Here is a 26,295-nt window from a genome sequence, read left to right as displayed (position 1 = left end):
ATCATGACCAACTACACCGACATTCTTTACGAAGAGAAAGCGGGCGTTGCCCGCATCACCATCAACCGCCCGGACAAGTACAACGCCTTTCGCGGCAAAACCTGCGATGAGTTGATCGATGCGCTGCATCGCGCATCGTGGAACAAAACGGTCGGCGTCATCGTGCTCACGGGGATCGGCGAAAAGGCCTTCTGCACTGGTGGTGACCAATCGGCTCACGATGGTGGCTACGACGGTCGGGGCCTGATCGGCTTGCCGGTGGAAGAACTTCAGGGCCTGATTCGGGAGGCTCCGAAGCCCGTCATCGCACGTGTCAATGGCTTCGCCATCGGCGGTGGCAATGTGTTGGTTACCTGCTGCGACTTGGCCATCGCCTCGGAGACCGCTCAGTTCGGCCAGGTCGGCCCCAAAGTGGGTTCGGTGGATCCGGGCTTCGGGACGGCATTCCTCTCCCGTGTGGTGGGCGAAAAGAAGGCGCGTGAGATCTGGTATCTGTGCCGCCGCTACACAGCGCAACAGGCACTCGCCATGGGGCTGGTCAATGCGGTTGTGCCGCCTGCCGATCTGGATGCCGAGGTAGACAAATGGTGCCAGGAAATCCTGGCCCTGAGCCCGACCGCCATCGCCATTGCCAAGCGCTCGTTCAATGCCGATTCCGACTCGATCAGGGGCATTGGTGGCCTGGGCATGCAAGCGCTCGCACTCTACTACGGCACCGACGAATCTCACGAGGGCGTTGCAGCCTTCATGGGCAAGCGCAAGCCCCGTTTTCGTCCGGAACCGTCAGACGGCGGCGACAAGGCGGACGCATCGTGAGCGTCGAACTGAGTTTTCGCGAACGTGTCGCTGTGCTGCGGTTGAACCGACCGCAGGCGCTGAATGTACTCAACGCCGACATGATTGCTCAGGTCGGTGCGCGTCTTGACGAAGTGGCTACGTCGGATGCCCGTGCGCTGCTGATCGTGGGCGAAGGTGGCAAGGCCTTTAGTGCAGGAGCCGACGTGAAGGAGCTGATGGGCAAGGACGCCGACACACAGCGTTCAACGGCCCGGAGCGGTCAGGCTGCGTTTGCGAAGCTCGACAGACTCGATATTCCGTCGGTGGCAGTGATCAATGGTGTTGCATTTGGCGGTGGGCTGGAGCTAGCAATGGCCTGCACCTTCCGCATCGCGACCGCTGCGTCCCGGTTCGGCCTGCCCGAAATCAAGCTGGGGCTCATACCGGCGTATGGCGGAACACAACGACTGCCAAGACTGGTGGGTACGTCACGGGCTACCGAAATGATTGTCAGTGGCCGAGCCGTGGGCGGGGAAGAGGCCGAGCGCATCGGACTCATCCACCGCATCGTGGAGATCAGCGATCCAGTCGAGGTCGGCATGCAGTTCCTTTCCGACATGGGGATCCCATTTCCTGCGGCATTGGGTCAGGCGTTGACTGCCGTGAAGAGTGCAAACGCCCTGCCACTGGAACTGGGGCTTGGCCTGGAGGCTGAGCTGTTCTCCACCGCGTCTCAGACACGCGACGCAATGGAAGGCATCTTGGCTTTCCTCGGCAAGAAAAAGCCCAAATTCGTCGGCATGTAGATCGATAGAGGCAACCCGTGGTACCTGACACCCTTCTCGAAACGGTCGATCTGACCAAGTCGTTCAACGGCTTCACGGCTGTGAACAAGGTCAATTTGCGCGTCAAGCGGGGATCCATCCACGCTCTGATCGGACCGAATGGCGGGGGCAAGACAACCGTCTTCAATCTGCTGACCAAGTTTCTGACTCCGACGGAGGGAAAGATCCTCTATCGCGGTGAGGACATCACGCATGAGACGCCTGACAAGGCGGCCCGTCGAGGGGTCGTTCGTTCCAGATTTCTGCCACCTTCCCGCACCTGACCGTGCTGCAGAACGTCCGGGTGGCACTCCAGCGCAAGCAGGGTGCATCATTCGAATTTTGGCGACACGAGCGCTCGCTGAACGTTCTGGACAAGCGCGCGAAGGAGCTGCTTGAAGCTGTTGGCCTTGCATCGCTCGGTGCGGTCAAGGCGGTTGAGTTGCCCTACGGACTAGTGGTCGCCCACTCTGTACGGTGAAATCCACCTATCTCTGCCGAGCCGATGGTGGCGTCGGTGGACCTTCGGCAGCGCCTCGTGCACTTGTTCCTGTGTCAGCAAGGCCTGCAGACGAGTGCGTCACGTTGACAACGCGACCCGACGCGGCATTGCTGTACCGGCTGACTTTCGTCGAGAACTGCATGTTGGTGATGTCATCGCATTGGACTCCACCATCACCCGAATGGACGATAAGTTAGTGGTCTTTCACCACCAACTGCGCACCGGTCCCGGGGACGATGTGGCCATGGAGGTCGACTACAAGTGTGTGCTGCTCAACTTGGAGCGACGACGCGCGGTAGCCGTTCCAGACGACATCCGAAGCGCCGTCATTTCCGTATTCCCGAACCTCGTGACTGGCTTGGCGTGCCAGTCACACACCCCTTTCAAAACCACCAATGTCGCCGACACAAGCGGCCTGAACCATGAACACGAATCCCAATCCTTACATCGATGACGACTTGAAGGCGCTGGCCGATACCGTGCGGCGATTTGCAGAGGATCGTGTGAAGCCGGGCTTTCTCGAGCGTGACCAAACCCGTGTCCTCGACCGAGATCTGATGCGCGAAATGGGAGAGCTCGGTTTTATCGGTCCAGAACTTCCCGAAGCCTTTGGCGGGCTCGGTCTGGGGTGCCTCGCTGCCGGTGTGATCCACGAGGAGATCTCGCGCGTCGATCTGAACCTCGCCTATATCAATCTGCTGGCGTCGTTGAACGGGCAGATCCTTGCAGAGCACGGCGATCCGGAGGTCGTGGGTCCCTGGATAAGGAAGATCATCGCCGGCGAGGCACTGTGTTCAATTGCACTGACCGAACCGCGTGGGGGCTCAGATGCGGCGAACCTGCGCCTGCGCATCGAGCGCCAAGGTGACCAATATGTGGTTAACGGCGAGAAGACGTCGATTTCAGCGGCTGACCAGGCCGACATTGCGGTGGTATTTGGTCGAACGGGCACGCCGGAGTCGGGTGCGCATGGCGTTACCGCGCTACTGGTACCGATGGACACGCCGGGCCTGACGACGAACCGCTTTGAGTGCCACGGTCAGCGAGCCATCGGTCGAGGCTCGATCTTCTTCGAGAACGTGCAAATTCCGCTGAACCATCGCCTTGGAGACGAGAACAAGGGATTCGTGCAGGTGATGCAGGGCTTCGACTACTCACGTTCACTGATCGGCCTGAAGTGCTTGGCGGTCGCACGCGCGGCACTGGACGAAACCTGGGCTTACATCACCCAGCGCCAAGCCTTCGGCCAACCATTGTCGGCGTTCCAAGGGGTGACCCATCCGCTGGCGCAGTTCGATACTGAAGTGGAGGGGGCGCGGCTGCTCTGCCTGCAGGGCTTGTGGCTCAAGGACAAGGGCTTGCCTCACAGCGCAGAGGCGGGAATGGCCAAGTGGTGGGGCCCAAAGCTTGCCTACGACGTCATTCATCAGTGCTTGCTGTCTTTCGGTCATGGCGGGTACGACCGTGGACCCATGGAGCAGCGGCTGCGTGATGTTCTTGGCTACCAGATCGGCGATGGCACTGCGCAGATCATGAAGACCGTGATTGCTCGCACCCGCGCTGGGCGCAAGAACGTGCCAGTCTGAAGTTGCAGCATCTTTAGCCCGTTGCCCTTTCCTGAGGAGTGAGGTTGCCCCTGAAAACCGGAGTGCGTAGCCCGGTCCTCAAGCGGCAGATTTGCGCTGCGCCGCCAACCAGCGTTGTTCGAACTGCATTGGGCTGAGGTAGCCCAGCGCCGAATGTAGCCGCGAGTGGTTGTAGAAGGCGATCCAGTCCATGATCGCGTGTCTTGCCTGCTGGCGCGTGGCAAATCGCTGACCGTGCACGCAGGCCGTCTTCAGCCGTCCCCACAGGCTCTCGGTGGGAGCGTTGACGCTCCTATGTCAAGCAATGGCGGCAGAGTCGGCCAGGTCGGCCAAGATCAACGGGTATAGCTCGCGCACGATGTAGCGCTTCAGGCAGCGGTGAATCTCCTTTCTGGACAGGCCCTCGCCAGTGCGCCGGGCGACGTATTGGAGGGTACGCGCATCGCTTCGCATTCGGACCATCGCGATAGTCCACAGGGCGTTGTTGGCCTGTCTTTGCCCACCGCGATTGAGCCGGTGACGGCTCGTCTTTCCAGATGAGGCCTCGATAGGACTGACGCCACACAGGGCTGCGAGAGTGGCCTCGTTACGCAACCGGCCGGGATTGTCACCGGCCGCGGTGAGCAGCGTCGCCGCGGTCTGCGGCCCGACGCCGAAGCGGCTGAGAATGCGTGGCGCTGCCAGCTTCGTCAAACGAGCAAGCTGCTTATCAAGCTCGCGCAACTCTTCATGCAGCGCGTTCCAGCGCCTCGCCAGGAGCCTGAGCGTCGTCTTCAAGCTGGCCATGACAGCGTTCTTCTCGTCGTCCTCTGGCAGCGCTGCGCAGGCAGCGACACAGTGTTCTGTCTTGACCTTCAACACCAGATCTCGCAGGGACGACGGCGCGCTGACCAGCAGGGCGCGCAGTTGATTCACCGCCTGTGTCTTGGCTTTGACGGCGCTGCGGCGCGCAACGCTCAGTGTACGCAGGGCTTCAGCCGTTCCGTTGCGAGCCTTCGGGACACTGGTTGCATCGTTGGCCAGCACGGATCGCGCCGCGCTCTCGGCATCGGTCGGGTCACTTTTTCGTCGTAGACGTCGACGGGAACGATTCGGCCGATTGACCTCGATGATCGCAATCCCTTTTTCTTCGAGGAAGCGTGTCAGACCAGCACCGTAGGAGCCCGTCCCTTCGATGCCGGCACGATCCAGCCTGCCGAAGCTCCGGGCCCAGATCAGCAGCTTCTCATAGCCGCTGGGATTCGTCTCAATCGAGAGCGTGCCCTTCACGCGTCCTACAGCATCGATGACGACACCAACATGAACGTCCAGATGCGTATCGACGCCGAGGATGGTCGCCCAAGGGAAGTTTCGCCAAGACCTCTACTATCGTCTGAAGATTGTCCAACGCAGCATCAAACCAATACGAGCGCGCGCCGCCGACGTTCCGATTCTGGTCAATCACTTCCGTGCCGAGCTTGAGCGCAAGCACAAGTTGCCCAAGACCATTGTTGACAGTTCTGCGTCTTCAGCGCTCGCCGCGTACTCTTGGCCTGGCAATGCCCGAGAGATTCGCAACGTGATGGAAGCTGCATTGCTCTGTGCAGATGATGGGGTTGTCGTCGCAGACCACCTCCCTCCCGAGGTTCTGTCGCAAGGAGGTGAGGTTGTTGGGGTCTCCGATGCTCCGGCTAGGGAGCCGCATTGCTCGGTCGACCTTGTATCGGAAGTTTGACCTTCTTGGAATTGGACAGCGCGAGTACGCAGACGAGAGCCTGACAGAAAAGCCACAATGGGCAACCACCGCGTCTATCGAGACTCAAAAGTCCTATTAGAACGAGTTCAAGGATTCATGCAGAGGCCGCGTCGTTTGAATGCTCGCTCCGTCGCAGCTGGTTATTGATGCGTTTCCCGTTCTGAGGTGATGTGATGGCACGCCTGCCCATGTGCACTCGACCTCGACCGGCATAGGCCTTCTTCGACTACTGCTCGGCATGCTGCTGCGTCAACGTGAACTGATTTGCAGACCAAGGGAGGTTTGAAGAACTTCCCCTGGTCGACAAGTTAGCGGGTGACCCGCGCAACCTCAGCCATGAACTCCTTCACAAGGGCAGGATCGTATTCGCCCAGAAGGCGGTCGACAGCCGGCTTTGCAGTTGCCTTCATCTTTTCCCGCTCGGCTTCACTGAAGGTGGTCACCTCCATACCCTTCGCCTTGAGGCCGGCGAACGACTTCACGTCTTCTTCACGACTCACGACTCGCTGATAGTCGCGAGCGGCAGTCATGCTTTCGCGAATGAGCTTTTGCTCGACAGGAGACATGCCATCCCACACCTTCTTGCTGAACTGCACCACCAATGCGCTGTAAGAGTGGCGGGTCACCGCCAGATACTTCTGCACCTCATAGAAGCGGTTGGAGTAGATCAGAGGGTACGGCGTCTCTTGGGCGTCAACAGTGCGTGTTTCCAACGCGGTGAACAACTCAGCAAAGGACATCGGAACGGGGTTGGTACCAAGCTCCTTGAAGACACCCAAGTAGATGGGACTCTGTTGAACACGAATCTTCAGACCGGCCAAGTCAGCCACCGTCTTGACGGGATGACGGCTATTGGTGACGTTTCGGAACAGGTTGTCCCAGTAGACCAAGCCGATGGTGCCCTTGGATTCAAATCGGTCCAGGAGTTTTCGACCGACCGGACCATCCATCAGTTGGTCAGCTTGCTGCTCGGTCGCAAACAGGAACGGGAAGTCCAGCAGACCCAACTCCTTCACGACGCCTACGGCAGCGCTGGTCGCACCGACCGTCATATCCTGCGTGCCCCCTTGCAGTGCCGCTTGTTGCTGCTGCTCAGCGCCAAGCTGGGCCGAAGGAAACTCCTTCACTTTGATCTTCCCACCGCTGCCCTTCTCCACCAATTCCGCGAATTTCCGCACACCCGCGCTGATGGGATGGTCCTTGTTGACTAAGTGGCCGAACCGAATGGTACGTTCTTTGTACTCTTGCGCGTGAGCAGTTGTTGCGCAGCTCAAAGCGAGGGAAATGGAACAAGCAAGCGTGGTGAGAATAGTTTTCACGAGGTCTCCTTTGTGGTTGAAAAACAAGTCATCGCGTCAGGAAGTTCATAGAGTTGATGACTATTGAGGGGAAAACAATCAAAAGCACCAGAACGATGAGTTGCGCGACCATGAATGGCCATACGCCCTTGATAACGTCGTCCATGCTGACTCGGCCGACTCCGGCCGCAACGTTGAGTACAGGGCCCACAGGGGGCGTGATGAGACCAATGGCGTTGTTCATGATGAACAAAACACCGAAGTACACGGGGTCGATACCAGCCTCTTTCACGATGGGCATGAGAATCGGCGTCAGGATCAAGATGCTTGGCACCAGATCCAGAGCAGTTCCCACCACGAACACGATGAACATCAGAATGGCCATCAGCAGAATGGGGCGGTCCACGAACGGTTGAACCCATCCGGCAAGAATTTCTGGCAGTTCCGCAATCGTTATCAGCCAAGCTGAGACAGAGGCAGCGGCGATGAGGAACATCACGATCGCTGACATGCGGGCAGCCCCCACAAGGCACTGCCGCAATACTTTGAACGTCACCGTTCGGTAGACCACGGCTCCAACGAACCATGCGTACATTGCGGCAACGACCGCAGCTTCCGTGGGCGTAAAGACACCGAATTTCAGACCGAAGATGATGATCAGCGGCAGGGGAATCGCCCAGAAGGCTCGGCCTATCGCACGAATCCGGTCGGTGCCGCTCACACGCTCACTAACAGGCAGTGTTGAACGACGGGCAATGATCCACCAAACCACGATCAAGCTCACCCCCATCAAGAGGCCAGGGACGACACCTGCCAGGAACAGCTTGGTAATGGAGACACCGCTGGCCACTCCAAACAGGATGAAGCCAATGCTTGGCGGAATCACTGGAGCAATGATGCCTCCAGCAGCGATGAGACCGCAGCTGCGCGCTGGGGGATAGCCCGCTTGCCGCATCATGGGCAGCAGAACTGCCGAGAGTGCCGCTGTGTCGGCAATAGCAGACCCCGACAAACTGGCCATCAGAATGGCGGCTGCCACCGCTACGTAGCCAAGCCCCCCTCGGAAATGGCCAAAGAAAGCGATCCCGACATCGATGATGCGGCGACTGAGACCGCCGGCGTTCATCAGCTCGCCGGCCAGAATGAAGAATGGAACAGCCAGAAGAGAGAAGCTGTCCGCACCGCCGATGAGGTTCTGCGCAACGATCTGTGCATCCATCATGTCGAGGTGCCACATCAGCGCCAAGCCGCAGAACAGCAGTGCGAAGGCAACTGGAACGCCCAGGAACATGGCCCCGCACAGGGAGCCCAGGAAAATTGCGACTGTCATTTCCGAGCCCCCGCGACCTTCATTTCGCCTGCATTGATTGACAGGGTGACGAGCTCTACTTCGTGCATTGCCTGTTCTGCGTCATCGGTACTCATCTTGAGATCGTCGGCTGTTGCCCTACCCGTTAGAAGACGAAACAAGGAGATCAGCAGAATCAACGTCATGACCAGACCAGCGAAAGCTGCGCCGCCATAGATGATGGACAGCGGCATGTCCATTGCCGGGGAGCGGTTGCCTTGGTTGACCTTCATCTGCTCAAGACTTCCCCAGAACAGCACAGCGCAGCAAAGCAGCATCACCAAGTGTCCAGCTATCGCTGCGAGCCTTCGCCCCCAAGACGGCAGGCGCTGAACGAGCATGTCCAGACCAAGATGCTGTCGTCTGTGAAGGCCAACCACAGCGCCCATGAACGTCATGCCCACAAACAGGTAGCGAGCCAGCTCCTCAGAGATCGGGATGCCGGAGTTGAATCCGTATCGAAGCACCACGTTGCCAAAAACAAGAAGCAGCATCACTGCCAACGTCCAGCCCATGACCTCTTCAAGTACTTCCGTAAGGGCGTCTCCCCTTGTTTTCATTCGCTGTCTCCTACAGTTAGATCGTTGCCCTTCGGAAAAAAAGAAGGGCCCGTGCTGTCTTATTACGCAAGCCACATGCCAACGCTTTTTGCGTAGTTGGAGCGGCGCATCGCTGTTTCAGGTGTCCTCACAGACGCGCGGTGTGTTCCGTCAAGCCAGTTGTGTATTCGCCAAGAACAGCACTTCTTGCCCCCGTAGGGTTAACGCGTAGAACGAATTCAGGGGGCTGGGATGGCTCTCTGCATGGCCAGAACGGAACCGCCGTCATCGATAGATTGGTGGCACCGCAACCCATCAAAATTGGTCAATACTTGTAGAAACCTTGACCAGTTTTTCGGCCGAGAAGACCGGCCTGAACCATCTCCCGCAGTAGAAACGCAGGACGGTATTTGTTGTCGCCAAAGCTGCCCTGCAGCACCTCCATCACCGCCAGCACCACATCCAGGCCCACTACGTCGGCTAGTCGCAACGGCCCAATGGGGTGGCCACCGCCGATCTGCATCGCAGTGTCGATGTCGTCAACGCTGCCTAGCCGCTCCTGCACCGCAAAGATGGCCTCGTTGACCATGGGAATCAAGATGCGGTTGACCACGAAGCCGGGGCGGTTGGCCACGGGTATGGGCGTCTTGCCGAGCGCCCTGGCAAAGACCATTGCCCGATCGTACGCATCTTCGCTCGTCTGGAGGCCGCGGATGACTTCCACCAATGCCATCGCCGGCACCGGGTTGAAGAAGTGCAGCCCCACCAAGTGAGAGGGCTCACGCAATGCTGCCGCCAGTTGCGTGATGGAAATGGATGAGGTGTTGGAACCGATCAATGCATGGGACGGCAATGCGCTCTCCATGCGGCGCAGCAGTTCGAACTTGAGCTGGGGTTGTTCCGTTGCAGTCTCGATCGCTATCTGCACCCGCGCCAGGTCTTCGTAGCGAATCGTTGTCTGCAAACGCTGCAAAGTCGCCTGCTTCTCTTGGGCGCTCAGCGCACCCTTTTGCACGCGCTTATCCAAGCTGGCGGCAATGGCGGCAACCCCTCGTTCTAGCGCCGCTTCGGACACGTCCAACAGCACCACGTCCAGTCCGGCGGCTGCACACACCTGCGCAATGCCGCTACCCATGGTGCCCGCACCCACCACACCGACACACTGTACATCGGTCATGAGTTCTGCCTTCAAGCGACGCGGCGCTTTGCGCCATCGTCCCGCCATTGCCCTCGAAGTGAGTCCCACTGAGTGCGCGCCAGCGCTAGGTGCCGAGCCTTCACATGCCCGTAGCCACGTATCTGCTCCGGGATGGCGGCGATCTCGACCGCCAATGCCAGCTTGTCACGCGTCAAGCCCAGAATCAGCTCCTCCACGCAACTCTTGTACTCGCCGATCAGGGCCCGCTCGGTCTTGCGCTCTTCGGTGCGGCCGAAAGGATCGAAAGGCGTGCCACGCAAACCTTTCATGCGTCGCAAAAGCCAAAATCCCCACCGGATCCACCCGCTGTAGGCCTGCTTGATCAGCTCTCCCTTGGCGTTGGTTTTGGCTAACAGGGGCGGAGCCAGGTGGTGCACTACTTTCACGTCGCCCTCGAACATCTCAGCGATTCGTTTCGTGAACGCAGGATCGGTGTGCAGGCGAGCGACCTCATACTCATCCTTGTATGCCATGAGTTTGAAGAGGTAGCGCGCCACGGTCTCGCTGAGGCGTGTGCTTGACAACGGCGCTTCGGTTGCGCGCACGTGCTCGACGAAAGAACTGTACGCGACCGCGTAGGCCGCGTTCTGGTATTCGGTGAGAAAATCTACGCGCTGCTTCACGATCTCGTCCAGCGAAGGCTTACGAACGAACTGGATCACCGAAGCGGCCTGAAAAAGTGCCTTCACAGACCTCAGGTCGTGGGCGCAACGCCGGCCCCATTCGAAGGCCGCCTTGTTGTTTTCGATCTGTACGCCGTTGAGCTCCAGAGCGCGCATCAGCGCGGCGTGTGACAGTGGCACATGGCCCTTCTGCCACGCATAGCCCAGCATCAGCGGGTTGGTGTAGATCGCGTCACCCACCAGCTCCACGGCCACTTCCTCGGCATCAAAGCCGCCCACCCTTTCCGCGCCAACCGTGGCGGCCAGCACCGTCTCGCAGTTTTCGCCCGGAAAACTCCATTGCGGGTTGCGTACAAAAGCCGCTGTGGGCGTACCGTGCGTGTTCAGTGCCACCTGGGTGTGGCCTTCGCGCATCACACTCATGGTGTACTTGCTCGCACCCACGATCGCATCACAAGCGATCACCAGGTCGGCCTTCGCGACGTCGATCTTGGTGGTGAGGATAGCCTCGGGTCGGTTGGCGATCTGCACGTGACTCCAGGTGGCACCACCCTTTTGTGCCAGGCCGGCCGCGTCCTGCGTCACCACGCCCTTGCCTTCCAGTTGCGCGGCCATACCCAGCAGTTGCCCAATCGTGATCACACCGGTGCCGCCTACGCCCGCCACAATGATGCTCCAGGGCTCCTCGGTCGAGGGCAGCACCGGCTCGGGCAACGCAAGTTGCACAGACGGATCGCGCTGTTTCTTCTGCTGCTTTTTCGGCGTTCCACCTTCCACGGTGACGAAGCTCGGACAGAAGCCTTTCACACAGGAGAAGTCCTTGTTGCAGCTGTTTTGGTTGATGCGGCGCTTCCGGCCGAACTCCGTTTCCAGCGGCTCCACCGACAGGCAGTTCGACTGCACTGAACAGTCGCCACAGCCTTCGCACACCAGCTCGTTAATCACAACCGTCTTGGCCGGCGTAGCCAGCTTGCCGCGCTTGCGGCGACGGCGCTTCTCGGTGGCGCAGGTCTGGTCATAGATGATCGCGGTCGTACCCAACAACTCGCGAAACTCGCGCTGGATCGTATCGAGTTCGTCGCGGTGGTGCACGGTCACACCTGACTCCAGAGCCACACCCTCGTACTTCTGTGGCTCGTCTGTCACGATGACGAGCTTCTTGATCCCCTCCGAGAGCAGGCTCTTCTGGATCTGCAGCACGCTGTGGCCTTCCGGTCGCTCGCCCACGCGCTGCCCGCCGGTCATGGCCACTGCGTCGTTGTAGAGAATCTTGTAGGTTATGTTCACGCCCGCAGCGATGCTCTGACGGATTGCTAGAAGCCCACTGTGGAAGTAGGTGCCATCACCGAGGTTGGAGAACACGTGCGTGTCGCTGGTGAACGGTGCCTGCCCCACCCAGGCCGCGCCCTCGCCACCCATCTGGCTGAAGGTACTCGTGCTACGGTCCATGGTGAGCACCATGTGATGGCAACCGATGCCGGCCATGGCACGCGAGCCTTCAGGCACGCGCGTGCTGGTGTTATGTGGACATCCACTGCAGAACCAGGGCTGGCGCTCACCTGTTTCTGTGGTTTGATTGTTGAGCGTCTGTTCCCGATGCATAACCGCGGCCAGACGTGCGTCCATACGCGCAGCCACCTCACTGCCCTCGGGCGCCAGACCTAGAGCGCGCAGGCGCTTAGCAATGGCCTTGGCGATCAGCGCCGGCGTCAGGTCCGCCTTGGCGCGCAACAGCCAGTGGTCCGCTGGGTTCGCCTGCATGCCATCGGCCAGCAGGCCAGCCACGGGGTCATACTTGCCCAAAACCGTGGGTTTCACATCGTCGCGCCAGCCGTAGAGCAGTTCTTTTATCTGGCTCTCCATGATCTCGCGCTTCTCTTCAACCACCAAGATCTCCTGCAGACCCTGGGCAAACTCACGTGTGGCGCTCGGCTCTAGCGGCCACACCACGTTAACCTTGTGCAGGCGGATGCCCAAGCGGCGGCACGTAGCGTCGTCAAGTCCCAAGTCAGACAAGGCTTGACGCGTGTCGTTGTAGGCCTTGCCGCTGGCAATGATGCCGAATCGATCCTGCGGGCCTTCAATCACGTTGTGGTTCAGGCGGTTGGCGCGCATGTAGGCCAGCGCGGCATGCCACTTCGTGTCGAACAGCCGCGCCTCCTGCTCCAGCGGCGTGTCGGGCCACCGGATGTGCACACCGCTCGCAGGCAGCGCCACATCCTCGGGCAGGATAATCTTCACGCGGTCGGGGTCCACGCTCACCGAAGCCGAAGACTCGACGACCTCCTGGATGGTTTTCATGCCGGTCCACACTCCCGCGTAACGGCCCAGCGCAAATGCATGCAACCCCATGTCGAGGATGTCCTGTACGCTGGATGGGAAGAACACCGGCATGCTGCAGTGCATGAACAGTTGGTCGCTCTGGTGCGCCACGGTGCTGCTCTTGGCCGCGTGGTCGTCACCTGCAATTGCAATCACACCACCGTACTTCGCGGTACCGGCCATGTTGCCGTGTTTGAATACGTCGGCGCAGCGGTCCACGCCCGGACCCTTGCCGTACCAGATGCCGAACACGCCGTCGTATTGCTTGCTCTGCGGATACAAATCGAGTTGCTGAGTTCCCCAAAGCGCGGTCGCAGCCAACTCTTCGTTCACGCCGGGCTGGAAAACGATGTGGTTGGCCTTGAGGTGCTGCTGTGCCGACCACAATGCTTGGTCATAAGAGCCCAGTGGGCTGCCGCGGTACCCGCTGATGAATCCACCTGTGTTGAGACCAACGGCTTTGTCTCGCTGGCGCTGCAGCATGGGCAAACGCACCAGCGCCTGCACACCACTCATGAAGGCACGTCCACGGTCCAGGCTGTATTTGTCATCGAGAGACGCGCTCTCCAGGTTTTTTCGAACGGACTCGGGCAAAGGTGCATTCATGGGGTTCAGATCTCGGGGTTGGGCTAATACTTTGGAGAACACGCAAGGCATTCGCCACAAAACCATCACTTCGCAAACTGCATGCCATGTGACTCCGCGCGTAAACCCCAACCCTACCGGCCTTCCTGGGCCTGAATAACACGCGTTTCACGGATGCTGTGCTTCAAACGACGCAAAGGGTGTTGCTCGAAACGCCAGCGTGTCTTTGACAAAGACACAGCCACCCATGGAAAGCAGCTTTGCGACCTCTGAATGGCGGGCCTGATTCTTGCGCTGCATAGCGATCGCTGCGTTGACGAAAACGCGGCGGACCATCCGTTTATCTAGGACCTGGAAACATTCGCAATGCACGCGACGAATATTGGCGCGATTCCCACCACATCCACACAAAGGCGCCCCCCCTCCAGCCCACTGCTGACCACGCTCAAGGAGCGTTTCGGCGACCGCCTCTCGACGAGCGCGGCCGTTCTGCAGCAACACGGCCGCGACGAATCGTTCTTCCCGACACAGCCGCCAGACGCCGTGGTCTTTGTGCACAGCACCGAAGAGGTGGCTTTCGTGTTGTCAGCCTGCTCAGCGGACAAAACGCCTGTCATTGGCTACGGCGCAGGCTCATCCGTTGAGGGACACTTTCTCGCCGTGCAAGGTGGGGTCTGCGTCGACTTCTCACAGATGAATCAGGTGTTGGAACTTCGTCCCGGCGATCTCAACGCCACAGTACAGGCAGGCGTCACGCGGACCCAACTCAATGCAGCCTTGCAAGGCACTGGTCTATTCTTCTCGGTTGACCCTGGTGCCGACGCCAGCATGGGTGGCATGGTCGCGACCGGCGCTTCTGGTACCAACACCGTCCGCTACGGCACCATGCGCGACAACATTGTGAACCTGGAGGTCGTCACGGCTGAAGGGGAGGTCGTCCGCACCGCCTCCCGCGCCCGCAAAAGCTCTGCCGGCTACAACCTCACGCAACTGTTTTGCGGTTCCGAAGGCACCCTGGGCCTGATCACCGAGGTCACGGTTCGTTTGCACCCGCTGCCCGAAGCGATCGCTGCTGCCGTGGTCACTTTCCCCAATGTGCGCTCCGCCGTCCAGTGCGTGATTGAGGCCATCCAGCATGGCGTCCCACTGGCGCGTGCCGAGATGCTGGACGCGCTCGCACTGCGCGCCATCAATGCCCACAGCAGAACCGCTCTACGCGAAGAGCCTACGCTGTTTCTAGAGTTCGTGGGCAGCCAGGAACAGATCAATGCGCAGACCGAGGTGATGCGCGAGCTCACCAACGTTCACGGCGGGGGTGAATTTCAGTGGGCCAGCCGCCCCGAAGAGCGCTCTCGCTTGTGGACCCCTCGCCACCATGCATACTTTGCCTGCCTGCAACTGCGGGCCGGTTCCCGCAGCCTGTCCACCGACGTCTGCGTCCCTCTCACCGCCCTGGCCGAATGCATCGAACAGACACAGACTGACATCGCTGAGCACCAGTTGCTGGTTCCGGTCTTCGGGCACGTGGGTGATGGCAACTTCCACTGTATGGTGTTACTCGACCCCGATTCTCCCTCAGAGATCGAAGCGGCTGAGGCCTTTGGCCACCGCTTGGTGGAGCGGGCCATCCGTCTTGGAGGCACTTGCACCGGTGAGCACGGTGTGGGCCTGCACAAGGCCCGTTATCTGGTCAGGGAGCATGGGCAGGCGGGTACTGCCATGATGCGCGCCCTCAAGCAGGCCCTCGACCCACACAACATCCTCAACCCCGGAAAAGTCCTGCCCAGGGCTTGAACCCAATTTCTCATCCCAATACACAGGAGACCCATTCCATGACAGTTCGAACAGCCCTCGTTTGCGGCGGCACCAGTGGCCTCGGCGGCGGAATCGCCCTCGCCCTGCGCCAGCAAGGCGTACACGTGGTGTCAACCAGTTCGCGCGCGCCTTCCAAAGACAGCGTGGTGAACGACATCGTGCACCTCGACTTCCACGACAAGGCCTCGCCGGCAGCCTGTGCCCAGGCTCTGGCGAGCTCAAACATCAAGCCTGACATCCTTATCGTCAACGGTCCGGGTCCCGCCAAGGGAACGACCCTGAGCGTTAGTGCAGAAGCCTGGCAAGAGTCATTCGACCTGCTGTGGGCAGGCCCATTGGCCCTGCTGGGTCAGTTGCTGCCGCCGATGCTGGAACGTCGCTGGGGCCGGGTGATCTGGGTGACCTCGGTGTCTTGTGTGCGCTTCGTTCCCAATCTCTCGGTGTCGACCTCGTTGCGCGCCGGTCTGCATGGGCTGCTCACCACGCTGAGTGCGGAACACGCCAGTCAGGGCGTGACCTTCAATGCTGTGGCCCCTGGTTACCACGCCACCGACCGCATGAAGCAGCTCGGTGTGCAGCAATCCGTCATAGACGAGATTCCAGTTGGCCGTCTCGGAACGCCTGAAGAGTTCGGCACCACTGCTGCGTTCCTTGCGCGCGAAGAAGCCGGATACCTGACGGGCCAGGTGCTGGTCTGCGATGGCGGCTGGTCGCACGGCAAGCTTTCTGCCAAGCCGGTCATCCAAAAGTAGCCCCCGAGTCTGATCGCGTCCAGTCTGCAGACGAATACCCCACCATTGATCCCGGTGGGTACTGCTGTGCACACACGCCTGCACTGGCCGGATCAAAGGTGCGGTGGTATCAGATCAGGACCGGCTGCGCAGTTCATGCGGACGCGCGGAATTCAATTCGGTCCTTGAGTGGCTGGCCAGCAAGGCGGGCTTGGAGGTTGTGGACTACATGGTGCGCAAGACGGTCGTAATAACGCTCGGGCGCAGCGCCACCGAGGTGAGGCGAGATGATCACGTTCGGCATCTGCCACAGAGGGTGGCCCTCGGGCAGTGGCTCAGGGTCGGTCACATCGAGCGCAGCACCGGAGATGATGCCCGTCTGCAGGGCGTGCAGCAGCGCGGGTGTATCGATGACGTTGCCACGGCCCAGGTTCACGATCACCGTCTGGCGCGAACAGGCTGCGAGTTCGCTCGCGCCGATAAGGCCGGTGTTTGTGGGTGAGCCGGGAACTGCGCAGACGACAAAGTCGGCCTGCGATAGCGCTTCATGCAGGCAGCTCACGGGCAGCACCTGGTCGGCATCTGGGTGGGCGCGTCCGCTGCGACTCACACCGGTCACGTGCATGCCAAAAGCTCGCGCGCGGCGCGCAAGCTCACCCCCAATGCTCCCCATGCCGACGATGACGAGACGCGCGCCAAACAGCATAGCCATATCCTGACGGATACTGTCATCCCACTGGCCACGGGCTTGCGCCGCGAGCAACGCCGGCACACGGCGCGCCACCGCAAGAATCATGGCCATTGCGTGCTCGGCCACCATAGGTGACCACACCGACCCCGCGTTTGTCACCTCCAGACGATCGGGTACGCCATGCATCTGAAGGGTCTCATAGCCAGCGGTCAGCAGCTGCAACCACCTGCAGGCGCTTTCGGGACCGGAAAGCGCATGGGCAACTGCGGGAAAGTAGTCAGCCGCAGACAGAACCAAGGCATCGGCCCGATTTGCGGCCTCAGGTAGCTCGGCAGCAGAAACCCACTGCACCGCCACTTGCGACAGTGGCTCCAACAGTTTTTGAAAGCGGGCATGAGCCACTGACGTACAGATTGCAAGGCGAAAGCTCATGAAAATATGGTTTCGTATTGGAGGCTGCCACGGGACTGTCTTCGTTGGTCCCGCACCCTAGTAGGACGACTAAAAGGAAAAGAGGAAAAGGCGCGCGTCATCGATCAACCGATTGCGCACGCACCAGAACTATCCGTACCTTGCATTCAACGCGGCCACAACCGCAAACGCGGCAGGGCCTTTATCGATGCGGCGTGTACCTCAGATCACCGGCACTTCCGGCCCTTCGATCAGGATGATCGAACTGTGCTTGGCAGCACGGTGGCGGATCTTGGCGACTTCCTGATACTCGGGTGAGTTGTACCAAGCCATGGCTTTTTCCAGCGAGGGGAACTCCATCACCACCATGCGCTTGTCCGGGATCTCACCTTCGAGCGCATACTTTTTTCCATTGCGGGCCAAGTACTGACCACCATAGGTGGCGACGGTCGCTGGTGCGAGCGCGACATATTCCATATACAGCTCAGGGTCTGACACATCGATGTGCGAAACGGCAAAAACCTTCATCTAAGTCTCCTTCGGGTTAAAAACGAGCGCTAATGCAGGCGCTCAACATGCGTGTCTTCGTGCCTGCGATCTCGCATCACGGGGCATTCATGCAACTGGCATACCAGCTCATTCCACAGCCTTGGTCATGTCTTCAACAACCTTCTTGGCGTCACCAAACACCATCATGGTCTTGTCCATGTAGAACAGTTCGTTGTCCAGGCCCGCATAACCAGCGGCCATGGAGCGCTTGTTCACGATCACCGTCTTGGCCTTGTAGGCTTCCAGGATGGGCATGCCGTAGATCGTGCTGCCCTTCTGCAGCGCGGCCGGGTTCACCACATCATTGGCGCCCAGGATGATCGCCACGTCGGCCTGCCCGAACTCGCCGTTGATGTCTTCCATCTCGAACACCTGGTCGTACGGCACCTCGGCCTCGGCCAGCAGCACATTCATGTGGCCCGGCATGCGCCCGGCCACCGGGTGGATCGCGTACTTCACGGTGATGCCCTTTTCGGTCAGCTTGTGTGCGAGCTCTTTCACCGCATGCTGCGCGCGCGCCACGGCCAGGCCGTAACCGGGCACGATCACCACGGTCTCGGCGTTGCCCAGCACGAAGGCCGCGTCATCGGCGCTGCCGCTCTTGACCGGCCGCGCTTCGGCCTTGGCGCCACCGGCGGCGGCCGCTTCGCCACCGAAGCCGCCCAGGATCACGTTGAAGAACGAGCGGTTCATCGCCTTGCACATGATGTAGCTCAGGATCGCGCCCGACGAGCCCACCAGCGAGCCGGCAATGATCAGCATGGAGTTGTTCAGGCTGAAGCCGATGCCCGCGGCCGCCCAGCCCGAATAGCTGTTGAGCATGGACACCACCACCGGCATGTCGGCACCGCCGATGGGGATGATGATCAGCACACCCAGGATGAAGCCCAGCGCGATCACCAGCACGATGTCGATCCAGCTCTGCGAGTGCCAGAAACCGAAACAGAAGAACACCACCGCCAAGCCCAGCAGCAGGTTGAGCTTGTGCTGGCCGGCGAACTGCACCGGCGCGCCCTGGAACAGTCGGAACTTGTACTTGCCCGAGAGCTTGCCGAACGCGATGACCGAGCCCGAGAAGGTGACCGCGCCGATGAAGGCGCCCAGCGCGAGTTCGATGCGGTTGCCGCCCGGGATGGCCTCGCCCTTGGCAACGATGCCGAAGGCCCAGGGTTCGGCCACCACGGCCACGGCGATGCAGACAGCGGCCAGGCCGATCATGCTGTGCATGAAGGCGACCAGCTCGGGCATCTTGGTCATCTCGACCCGATTGGCCATGATCGCGCCGATGGCACCGCCCACAACCAGACCGCCGAGCACCCAGACCATGCCCTGGGCCTTGCCGCCGGAGAGCTCGACGATGAGCGCGGCGGTGGTCAGCACGGCGATGGCCATGCCGGTCATGCCGAAGACGTTGCCCCGGATGGAGGTGGTGGGATGGCTCAGGCCTTTGAGCGCCTGGATGAAGCAGATGCTGGCAACGAGGTACAGCAGCGTGACGAGACTCATGCTCATTTGTGCGCTCCTTCAGAAGCCGCAGGTGCTTTGCGCTCTTTCTTCTTGAACATTTCCAGCATGCGCCGCGTGACCAGGAAGCCGCCGAACACATTGACCGCGGCCAGTGCCACAGCCATCACGCCCATGGTCTTGCCCAAGGTCGTTTCGGTGAGCGCGGCGGCCAGCATGGCGCCGACGATCACGATGGCCGAGACCGCATTGGTCACGGCCATCAGCGGCGTGTGCAGCGCGGGCGTGACGTTCCACACCACGTGGTAGCCCACGTAGATGGCCAGCACGAAGATGATGAGGTTGAGAACGGTGGGGGATACGGCTTCCATGGGAATGTCCTCGCTTCAGGTTTTCTTGATCTCGTTGACGCGGTTGCCCTCGCCGAGCAACACGACACGCGGTTTCCATTGCGGCACCACGGCATCGTCCACCGGTGAGTAGGTGCAGATGATCAGCAGGTCGCCCACATGCGCCTTGCGCGCCGCCGCGCCGTTGAGCGAAATGGCGCCCGAGCCGCGCGCGGCCTTGATGATGTAGGTGGAGAAGCGCTCGCCGTTGTTGACGTTGTAGAGCTCGATCTTCTCGTACTCGCGCATGTCGGCGGCGTCGAGTAGATCTTCATCGATGCCGCAGGAACCTTCGTAGTGCAGGTCGGCTTCGGTGACGGTCGCGCGGTGCAGTTTCGCGCGCAGCATGACTCGGCTCATTTGCGTTTGACCTCGCCGCTTTGCGTCATCAGGCACGCGGCCACGATGTCGTCTTCCATGTCCACCTGCACAGCCGTCGCTTCCTTCTGCAGCACGAGCTTCAGGAAATCCAGCACGTTGCGCGCATACAGCGCGGACGCATCGGCACCTACCATGGCCGCCAGGTTGGTCTCACCCACCAGCGTAACACCGTGTTTGACCACGGTCTTGTCGGCCTCGGTCAGCGGACAGTTGCCGCCCACACCGTCCGCACCCTTGCCCGCGGCGATGTCCACGATCACGCTGCCCGGCTTCATGGACTTGACCATGTCTTCGGTGATCAGCACCGGCGCGGCGCGTCCGGGAATGAGCGCGGTGGAGATGACCACGTCGGCCAGTGCCACGCGCTTGGCCACTTCCAGCTTCTGGCGCTCCAGCCAGCTTGGTGGCATGGGCCGCGCGTAACCACCCACGCCCTCGGCCGCTTCCTTCTCTTCGGCGGTTTCATAGGGCACGTCGATGAACTTGCCGCCCAGCGACTCGACCTGCTCCTTCACGCTCGGGCGCACGTCGCTGGCCTCAATCACCGCGCCCAGGCGCTTGGCGGTGGCGATGGCCTGCAGGCCCGCCACCCCCACACCAAGGATGACCACGCGCGCGGCCTTCACGGTGCCGGCCGCCGTCATGAGCATGGGGAAGAAACGCTGGTAGTGGTGCGCCGCGACCATCACGGCCTTGTAGCCGGCGATGTTGGCCTGCGAGGACAGCACGTCCATGCTCTGCGCGCGTGTGGTGCGCGGTGCGGCTTCGAGCGCGAAGGCGGTGAGGCCGGCAGACGCCATGCGCTGCAGGCCAGCGGCGTCGAACGGGTTGAGCATGCCGACGATGGTGGCGCCGGACTTCATCAGCGCGAGCTCGTTGTCGAACGGGGTGCGCACCTTGAGCACCAGATCGGCACCGAGGGCTCCTGATTCGTTGGTTATCCTTGCCCCGACAGCCTCATACGCGGAATCCAATGCGCTAGAGCGCAAGCCAGCACCCGACTGAACACGAACCTCGTGACCACCGGCAACAAGTTTTTTTGCCGTTTCTGGCGTCACAGCCACGCGCGTCTCGCCTGCCGTAGATTCGGCTGGCACACCTATTCTCATTTGGGTTCTCCTACTACTTATTCGAATCGCGCTGACTGTCAGACCCGCTCGATGACCAGTGCAATGCCTTGCCCCACCCCAATACACATGGTGCACAGCGCGTAGCGCCCGCCGGTGGCGTGCAGGCGGTTCACCGCCGTGGTCGCCAGCCGCGCGCCGCTGGCGCCCAGCGGGTGGCCCAGCGCGATGGCACCACCCCAGGCGTTGACACGTTCATCGTCGTCTTTCAGGCCCAGTTGGCGCAGCACCGCCAGGCCCTGGGCAGCGAAGGCTTCGTTGAGTTCGATCACGTCCAGTTGTTCCAGCGTCAGGCCGGTGAGCGCCAGCACCTTCTGCGTCGCCGGTGCCGGGCCGATGCCCATGATGCGCGGGGCCACGCCCGCCGTGGCCATGCCCACGATGCGGGCCTTCGGCGTGAGTCCGTTCTTCGCGGCTGTGGCTTCGTCGGCCAGCAACAGCGCACAGGCGCCGTCGTTCACGCCGCTGGCGTTGCCGGCGGTCACGGTGCCGTCGGGCCGCACCACGCCCTTGAGTTTGGCCAGCGTTTCCAGGCTGGTTTCGCGCGGGTGTTCGTCGGTGTCCACGATGACCGGATCACCCTTCTTCTGCGGGATGCTCACCGGGCAGATCTCGCGCGCCAGGTGACCGGCCTTGATGGCGGCCACGGCCTTCATCTGGCTTGCGAGCGCCATGCGGTCCTGCGCTTCGCGTTCGATCCCATAGACGGTCGCAACGTTCTCAGCGGTTTCGGGCATGGAATCCACACCGTACTGGGTTTTCATGAGTTTGTTGACGAAGCGCCAGCCGATGGTGGTGTCGTACACCGCGTTGTTGCGGCTGAAGGCGCTCTCGGCCTTGGGCATGACAAAGGGTGCGCGGCTCATGCTCTCCAACCCGCCGGCGATCATCAGGCCCGCTTCACCGGCCTTGATGGCGCGCGCCGCAGTGCCGATGGCGTCCAGCCCGGAACCACACAGGCGGTTAACGGTCGATCCCGGCACCTCCATCGGCAGACCGGCGAGCAAGCCGCTCATGCGGGCGACGTTGCGGTTGTCTTCACCGGCCTGGTTGGCGCAGCCGTAGATCACGTCCGTCACGGCGGCCCAGTCCACGTTGGGATTGCATGCCATCAATGCTCGCAGCGGGATCGCGCCGAGGTCGTCGGCGCGCACGCCGGAGAGAGCGCCGCCGTAGCGGCCGAAGGGGGTGCGAATCGCGTCGCAGATGAAGGCTGAATGTGTGCTCATGAAGTGCCTTGTCAATGTTTGGGCTAAGCAGCCCGGTCAGGCGCTGCCAGAGATAGTCCCAGCGTCGCCCTTCTTACAAGCCATGGGGATGGTCGATAGCGTTGATCCCCAAATGTTTTGTGAAGAGCTTGCAGAATCTCTAACACTGTCCGCAAGCCCAATCTGTCACCCCACTCAAATGGCCCAGCCGGATAGCCAAGTCCAAGGCGAACTGCCGCGTCAATGTCTGCGGGAGACGCGATGCCCTGTTGAGCAATTTCGCAGGCCAAATTGATGATGCAAGCTACGACGCGTGGCGCGACGTAGCCGGGGGAATCTGCCACCACATAGACAGGGATCTGGCGCGCCTCGAACAGTGCCCTGAGTGCATCAACGGTGGTTGAGGATGTCGCTGGAGAAGTCATGAGGGTGACGCCACTCGGCCCACTGAAATAGGGGTCAATCGCGACAGTCCGAGCGGCACCCAATGCCATAGCTCCAATTGTTGTGGAGAGATCTCCTGTTGTTGGCGCCAGCAAGATAACGTCTGCGTGATCGGGAGCAGGCTGGCGTGTTATGCCGCCCAGCAGCGAGGCGACGTTTGAGGAAACTGCTCCTGGCCCCTCAACCGGCCACCAAACACGCACGTTCGGGGTGCCGACAGGTGCAGCCGCAATGGTGGCCGGTCCCTCTTTCGCAGAGTCGTGGCTGTAGAAGCCTTGCTTGGTCTTTCTTCCCAAAAGGCCCGCGACCATCCGTGTGCGAGCCAATACTGCCGGCCGATATCGGTCGTCCCCGTAGTACTGCGAGTGAATCGACTCCATGACAGGGACAGAAACATCCAACCCAGTCAAATCGAGCAGCTCCAGTGGACCCATCCGAAAACCGGCGCAAGAGCGCAGAATTCCATCGATGACGGAATGATCGGCGACTCTCTCAGAAAGAAGCTTAAGGCCCTCCGTAACAAACGCTCGACCCGCGTGGTTCACGACAAAGCCAGGCGAATCTGAAGTGGCAACGGGCCTATGCCCGATTCGCTTGGACAGCTCAACGAGGGCATCGACAACGCCAGGGTTGGTGCGTGGGGCCTGAATGACTTCGACCACCCGCATGCGCGGGACGGGGTTGAAGAAGTGCCACCCAGCAACACGTTGCGGTTGTTTGCAGGTTGCTGCGATCGCCGTGACGCTGAGAGAGGACGTATTGGTCGCAAGGACACAGTCGGGCGTGACGATCGCTTCCAAAGCACCAAACAAGTCTTGCTTGGCATCAAGCCTTTCAACGATTGCCTCCACCACCAAGTCGGAGTCACTCAGATCCTGAAGCTCTCGCGCAGGCACGATACGCGCCACCGTTGCGTCGGCTTCGTCTTGCGACAGCTTTCCCTTTGAAACCCCATGCGAAAGGTCTTTTTTGACGGTATCGAGTGCCCGCTCAACTGCACCGGGGGTTACGTCAAACAGTCGCACCGAGCAGCCTGCGGCGGCACACACTTGTGCAATTCCAAGCCCCATTGCCCCGGCACCCACCACCCCAATCCTTTGAAAACCCATTCCTGATGCTCCTCAGTTGAAAACAATGCTTGATATAGAACGTTCTCGCCCCGATCACATTTTTGGGGACACGAAAACTAGATCTGGAGTCAAGAGGACGTCGGCGTGAAACGCGTCTTGACACACTCTTCATCTGAGATGTGAGACGCCACATCCAGTAAGCCCCCCGAAATCCCACGACCGCTGTCACATCGGGCATGCATGACAGCCCACCAACAGGCTCTCGCAGACGCTCACTCCATCGTCAGCACCAGCCGACCGGTCGCTTGCCGAGAGTCAATCGCTTCAAGTGCCTTTGCGAAATCACTCAAAGGGAGCGTTCTTACCTTCCCAGGACGCAAGAGACCTCGAGACCACAGGTCGACCAAACCTCCATGAGCGCGTGCGACCCGTTCTGGGGTTCGGTCCCGATAGTCAGACCACTGGAGACCGCTAGCGGAAATGTTTTTGACTAGGAGGTAGTTCGCTTTTACCTCTGGAATTCGGCCAGCGGCAAAACCCACAGTGACAATACGGCCGCACCACGCCAACGTGCGAATTGCCGCATCGAAGACGTCACCGCCTAGCGTATCGATGACGATGTCAACGCCCCTACCTTGCGTGGCGTCATGCACCTGCTGCCTCAAACTGTTGCGCAGATCGGGAGCAGCAAGGTTCACGAAATGGCTATTCGTTCCTTCGAGGACCGTCTTGGCGCGGTCGAGATTGCTTGCCGCGGCAATGGCGACACCGCCCAACGCAGCAACAATTTGAACGGCGGCTTGACCTACAGCCCCACTTGCTCCGGTGATCAAGACAATCTCACCCGCCTCGAACTTCCCTCGCTCCTGTAAGGCAAACCACGCAGTTTGTGCTGCGAGTCCCACGGCGGCGGCATCAACAAAACTCATCTCGGACGGCAGCGGAAAGCACTGGCCTTCTTTGGCGATTACCTGAGTGGCGTACGCTCCGTGCTCTACGTGCACGAGAACGCGGTCTCCGACGCGCAGTCCTTTCACGCCAGGGCCAACCGAACTCACTATGCCAGCACCCTCCTTACCAGGTGCAAAGGGGGCGGGAGGCGTAACTTGGTATCGGCCAGTTACGACCAAGAGGTCTGGATAGTTGACCACCGCAGCTCTGAGGTCCACAACGACCTCTCCAGGGCCCGTGGTCAGATCTGAAATTTCCTCAATTTGATGACTATCCAGAGGACCTGGTTGTCGAACCTGAACTGCACGCACCTGATGCTCTCCTGTGTTTGTGAAATGACGCAGAGCCGAGGTAAACGCAAAACGCGTGCCCGTCAAAGTTCATAAAATTAAGGAGGAAAACGGCATCCCTGTGCGCCAGCATGACACTAACTGTCTTTTTCGCGCACACTCCACTGAAAACTGGCATGCAATGCCATGGCATGCCGTTTGCTCGAAGACTTGCATGGAAAACGCAAACACCCCTAAAAAACTGACCGGTTCGACTCCACTTGCCGGAATTCGTGTCATCGACTTCAGCACACTGCTTCCCGGACCTATGTGCAGTCTCATCCTCGCCCGAGCCGGTGCCGAAGTGATCAAAGTCGAACGTCCCGGCCGCGGCGACGAGATGCGAACGTATGAGCCAAAATTCGGCTCCCATTCGGTCAACTTTGCGTTACTCAACCAGGGCAAGCGCTCAGTCGCTCTAGACCTCAAGGATCCGTCGGATGTGCAGCAAGCAATCGATCTTGTTCGGTCTGCCGACGTTGTAATCGAACAGTTTCGTCCCGGAGTCATGGAACGACTCGGACTGGGATACAAGGCTTTGCACGCCATCAATCCCGGGCTGATCTACTGCTCGATCACAGGCTGGGGACAAGATGGTCCGCTGGCCAACGTTGCGGCACATGACCTCAACTATCAGGCGGAGGCAGGCATTGTGGGCTTGACGGCTGGAACTGACGGCACACCCTTGCTGCCGAGTCTCTTATCGGCGGACATCGCCGGAGGCGCCTATCCAGCGGTGATGAATATTCTCCTGGCACTGCGCTCCCGTGAGGCTGACGGGCAAGGCTGCATGCTGGACATCGCAATGGCAGACAACCTTTTCACATTCAACTATTGGGGCCTTGGCAATGGCTTTTCTGCCGGTCTCTGGCCTGAAGCAGGACGGGAGCTCCTCACTGGCGGCACGCCGCGCTACCAAGTCTATCGCACAAAAGACGATCGATTCTTGGCGGCCGCACCGTTGGAGCAGAAGTTCTGGGAGAGCTTTCTCGGTGTTATTGCGGCCCCAGAGCTGCTGGATGATTCCAAAGACCCTCAAAAGATCTGCAAGGCCGTTGCAGCCATCATCTTGACTCGCACGGCCGAGGACTGGATGAAGAAGTTTTCTGAAGTGGACGCCTGCGTCTCTGTCGTCAAGTCTTTGCGAGAAGCGGTGGAGTCCCCTCACTTCAAAGCCCGTGGGCTATTTTCAGAGCAGATATCTGACGGCTCAGGAGGCCATATTCCAGCACTTCCCTTGCCCGTTGCGGCGTCCTTTTTGCACGGTTCAGCGCGCCCAGCCCCCGCTCTCGGTGAGGCAGACCCAAAGAGCTTGCATCAAGCATCTTAAATGGGCCGAACATCGAGCATATCGTCAAGGAAACTCTCCAACGGGGAGTCGAATCATCCTCGCCGTCG

23 protein-coding genes and 2 pseudogenes are annotated in these 26,295 nt (G+C 60.3%); 9 read left to right on the top strand and 16 right to left on the bottom strand.

Annotated features, from left to right (window positions below; genetic code table 11):
• Positions 1–3 precede the first annotated feature (3 nt).
• The 5 genes and pseudogenes from BM004_RS27825 (at position 4) to aliB (ending at position 3,689) form a co-directional block, all read left to right on the top strand.
• Positions 4–816 carry an enoyl-CoA hydratase-related protein gene (locus BM004_RS27825; protein ID WP_093218438.1) on the top strand — a complete coding sequence of 271 codons (813 nt, stop codon included), beginning with the start codon at positions 4–6 and terminating at the stop codon, positions 814–816.
• Complete coding sequence (locus tag BM004_RS27820) at positions 813–1,583, top strand: enoyl-CoA hydratase/isomerase family protein (protein WP_093218347.1); 771 nt, start codon at positions 813–815, stop codon at positions 1,581–1,583. The genes BM004_RS27825 and BM004_RS27820 overlap by 4 nt, the downstream gene beginning before the upstream one ends.
• A gap of 17 nt (positions 1,584–1,600) precedes the next feature.
• A pseudogene (locus BM004_RS27815) lies at positions 1,601–2,055 on the top strand (ATP-binding cassette domain-containing protein); the annotation flags it as partial.
• 121 nt (positions 2,056–2,176) lie between these two features.
• Positions 2,177–2,557 carry an acyl-CoA thioesterase gene (locus BM004_RS41565; protein WP_143072534.1) on the top strand — a complete coding sequence of 127 codons (381 nt, stop codon included), beginning with the start codon at positions 2,177–2,179 and terminating at the stop codon, positions 2,555–2,557.
• Complete coding sequence (gene aliB / locus BM004_RS27810) at positions 2,526–3,689, top strand: cyclohexanecarboxyl-CoA dehydrogenase (protein WP_093218345.1); 1,164 nt, start codon at positions 2,526–2,528, stop codon at positions 3,687–3,689. Before BM004_RS41565 ends, aliB begins: the two co-directional genes overlap by 32 nt.
• Positions 3,690–3,767: 78 nt before the next feature.
• Here the strand turns inward: aliB and BM004_RS27805 are convergent.
• Positions 3,768–3,974: pseudogene (locus BM004_RS27805) on the bottom strand (IS3 family transposase); the annotation flags it as partial.
• A 12-nt stretch (positions 3,975–3,986) separates the two neighbouring features.
• Positions 3,987–5,021, bottom strand: coding sequence for an IS110 family RNA-guided transposase (locus tag BM004_RS27800; RefSeq protein WP_093218344.1), 1,035 nt, complete (start codon positions 5,019–5,021; stop codon positions 3,987–3,989).
• Here BM004_RS27800 and BM004_RS40865 point away from each other — a divergent pair.
• A complete protein-coding gene (locus BM004_RS40865; RefSeq protein ID WP_143072535.1) occupies positions 5,020–5,403 on the top strand; it encodes an AAA-type ATPase lid domain-containing protein in 384 nt (127 codons plus the stop codon). The two genes, BM004_RS27800 and BM004_RS40865, sit on opposite strands and share 2 nt — an antisense overlap.
• A 329-nt stretch (positions 5,404–5,732) precedes the next feature.
• Here BM004_RS40865 and BM004_RS27790 read toward each other — a convergent pair whose 3' ends face one another.
• The 5 genes from BM004_RS27790 to BM004_RS27770 form a co-directional block, all read right to left on the bottom strand.
• Positions 5,733–6,743 (bottom strand): TRAP transporter substrate-binding protein, encoded by a 1,011-nt coding sequence (locus BM004_RS27790; RefSeq protein ID WP_093218436.1) that lies wholly within the window; start codon positions 6,741–6,743, stop codon positions 5,733–5,735.
• Between the two features lie 28 nt (positions 6,744–6,771).
• Complete coding sequence (locus tag BM004_RS27785) at positions 6,772–8,052, bottom strand: TRAP transporter large permease (protein WP_093218341.1); 1,281 nt, start codon at positions 8,050–8,052, stop codon at positions 6,772–6,774.
• On the bottom strand, positions 8,049–8,630 hold the full coding sequence (locus BM004_RS27780; protein ID WP_093218339.1) for a TRAP transporter small permease: 582 nt from the start codon (positions 8,628–8,630) through the stop codon (positions 8,049–8,051). The genes BM004_RS27785 and BM004_RS27780 overlap by 4 nt, the downstream gene beginning before the upstream one ends.
• A 304-nt stretch (positions 8,631–8,934) precedes the next feature.
• A complete protein-coding gene (locus tag BM004_RS27775; RefSeq protein ID WP_093218338.1) occupies positions 8,935–9,786 on the bottom strand; it encodes a 3-hydroxyacyl-CoA dehydrogenase NAD-binding domain-containing protein in 852 nt (283 codons plus the stop codon).
• An 11-nt stretch (positions 9,787–9,797) separates the two neighbouring features.
• Positions 9,798–13,358 carry an indolepyruvate ferredoxin oxidoreductase family protein gene (locus BM004_RS27770; RefSeq protein WP_093218336.1) on the bottom strand — a complete coding sequence of 1,187 codons (3,561 nt, stop codon included), beginning with the start codon at positions 13,356–13,358 and terminating at the stop codon, positions 9,798–9,800.
• Positions 13,359–13,703: 345 nt separating this feature from the next.
• Here BM004_RS27770 and BM004_RS27765 point away from each other — a divergent pair, with 345 nt between their 5' ends.
• Both BM004_RS27765 and BM004_RS27760 read left to right on the top strand, forming a co-directional pair.
• Positions 13,704–15,131 (top strand): FAD-binding oxidoreductase, encoded by a 1,428-nt coding sequence (locus tag BM004_RS27765; protein WP_093218334.1) that lies wholly within the window; start codon positions 13,704–13,706, stop codon positions 15,129–15,131.
• A gap of 38 nt (positions 15,132–15,169) precedes the next feature.
• Positions 15,170–15,904: an SDR family oxidoreductase gene (locus BM004_RS27760; RefSeq protein ID WP_093218333.1), complete on the top strand. Its 735-nt coding sequence runs from the start codon at positions 15,170–15,172 to the stop codon at positions 15,902–15,904.
• Between the two features lie 133 nt (positions 15,905–16,037).
• Here BM004_RS27760 and BM004_RS27755 read toward each other — a convergent pair whose 3' ends face one another.
• The 9 genes from BM004_RS27755 to BM004_RS27715 all read right to left on the bottom strand — a co-directional run bounded on the left by BM004_RS27755 (position 16,038) and on the right by BM004_RS27715 (position 24,879).
• Positions 16,038–17,006 carry a D-2-hydroxyacid dehydrogenase gene (locus tag BM004_RS27755; RefSeq protein ID WP_093218331.1) on the bottom strand — a complete coding sequence of 323 codons (969 nt, stop codon included), beginning with the start codon at positions 17,004–17,006 and terminating at the stop codon, positions 16,038–16,040.
• Positions 17,007–17,207: 201 nt separating this feature from the next.
• Complete coding sequence (locus BM004_RS27750) at positions 17,208–17,513, bottom strand: DUF1330 domain-containing protein (RefSeq protein WP_093218330.1); 306 nt, start codon at positions 17,511–17,513, stop codon at positions 17,208–17,210.
• A gap of 108 nt (positions 17,514–17,621) precedes the next feature.
• Positions 17,622–19,046 carry an NAD(P)(+) transhydrogenase (Re/Si-specific) subunit beta gene (locus tag BM004_RS27745; RefSeq protein ID WP_093218328.1) on the bottom strand — a complete coding sequence of 475 codons (1,425 nt, stop codon included), beginning with the start codon at positions 19,044–19,046 and terminating at the stop codon, positions 17,622–17,624.
• On the bottom strand, positions 19,043–19,369 hold the full coding sequence (locus BM004_RS27740) for an NAD(P) transhydrogenase subunit alpha part 2 (protein ID WP_093218327.1): 327 nt from the start codon (positions 19,367–19,369) through the stop codon (positions 19,043–19,045). Before BM004_RS27740 ends, BM004_RS27745 begins: the two co-directional genes overlap by 4 nt.
• Positions 19,370–19,384: 15 nt before the next feature.
• Positions 19,385–19,747 (bottom strand): aspartate 1-decarboxylase, encoded by a 363-nt coding sequence (gene panD, locus BM004_RS27735; protein WP_093218325.1) that lies wholly within the window; start codon positions 19,745–19,747, stop codon positions 19,385–19,387.
• Positions 19,744–20,877, bottom strand: coding sequence for a Re/Si-specific NAD(P)(+) transhydrogenase subunit alpha (locus tag BM004_RS27730; protein WP_093218323.1), 1,134 nt, complete (start codon positions 20,875–20,877; stop codon positions 19,744–19,746). The genes panD and BM004_RS27730 overlap by 4 nt, the downstream gene beginning before the upstream one ends.
• 38 nt (positions 20,878–20,915) lie before the next feature.
• A complete protein-coding gene (gene pcaF / locus BM004_RS27725) occupies positions 20,916–22,124 on the bottom strand; it encodes a 3-oxoadipyl-CoA thiolase (RefSeq protein ID WP_093218322.1) in 1,209 nt (402 codons plus the stop codon).
• Positions 22,125–22,147: 23 nt separating this feature from the next.
• Complete coding sequence (locus BM004_RS27720; protein ID WP_093218320.1) at positions 22,148–23,656, bottom strand: 3-hydroxyacyl-CoA dehydrogenase; 1,509 nt, start codon at positions 23,654–23,656, stop codon at positions 22,148–22,150.
• Positions 23,657–23,889: 233 nt separating this feature from the next.
• Positions 23,890–24,879, bottom strand: a complete 990-nt coding sequence (locus tag BM004_RS27715) for an NADPH:quinone oxidoreductase family protein (RefSeq protein WP_093218318.1) — start codon at positions 24,877–24,879, stop codon at positions 23,890–23,892.
• Between the two features lie 193 nt (positions 24,880–25,072).
• Between BM004_RS27715 and BM004_RS27710 the strand changes: the two genes are divergently transcribed.
• A complete protein-coding gene (locus BM004_RS27710; protein ID WP_093218317.1) occupies positions 25,073–26,227 on the top strand; it encodes a CaiB/BaiF CoA transferase family protein in 1,155 nt (384 codons plus the stop codon).
• Positions 26,228–26,295: the final 68 nt, after the last annotated feature.

The sequence above is a fragment of the Variovorax sp. OK212 genome (assembly GCF_900112425.1).
Lineage (GTDB): Bacteria > Pseudomonadota > Gammaproteobacteria > Burkholderiales > Burkholderiaceae_C > Variovorax.
This window is presented reverse-complemented; position numbering and strand designations above follow the sequence as displayed.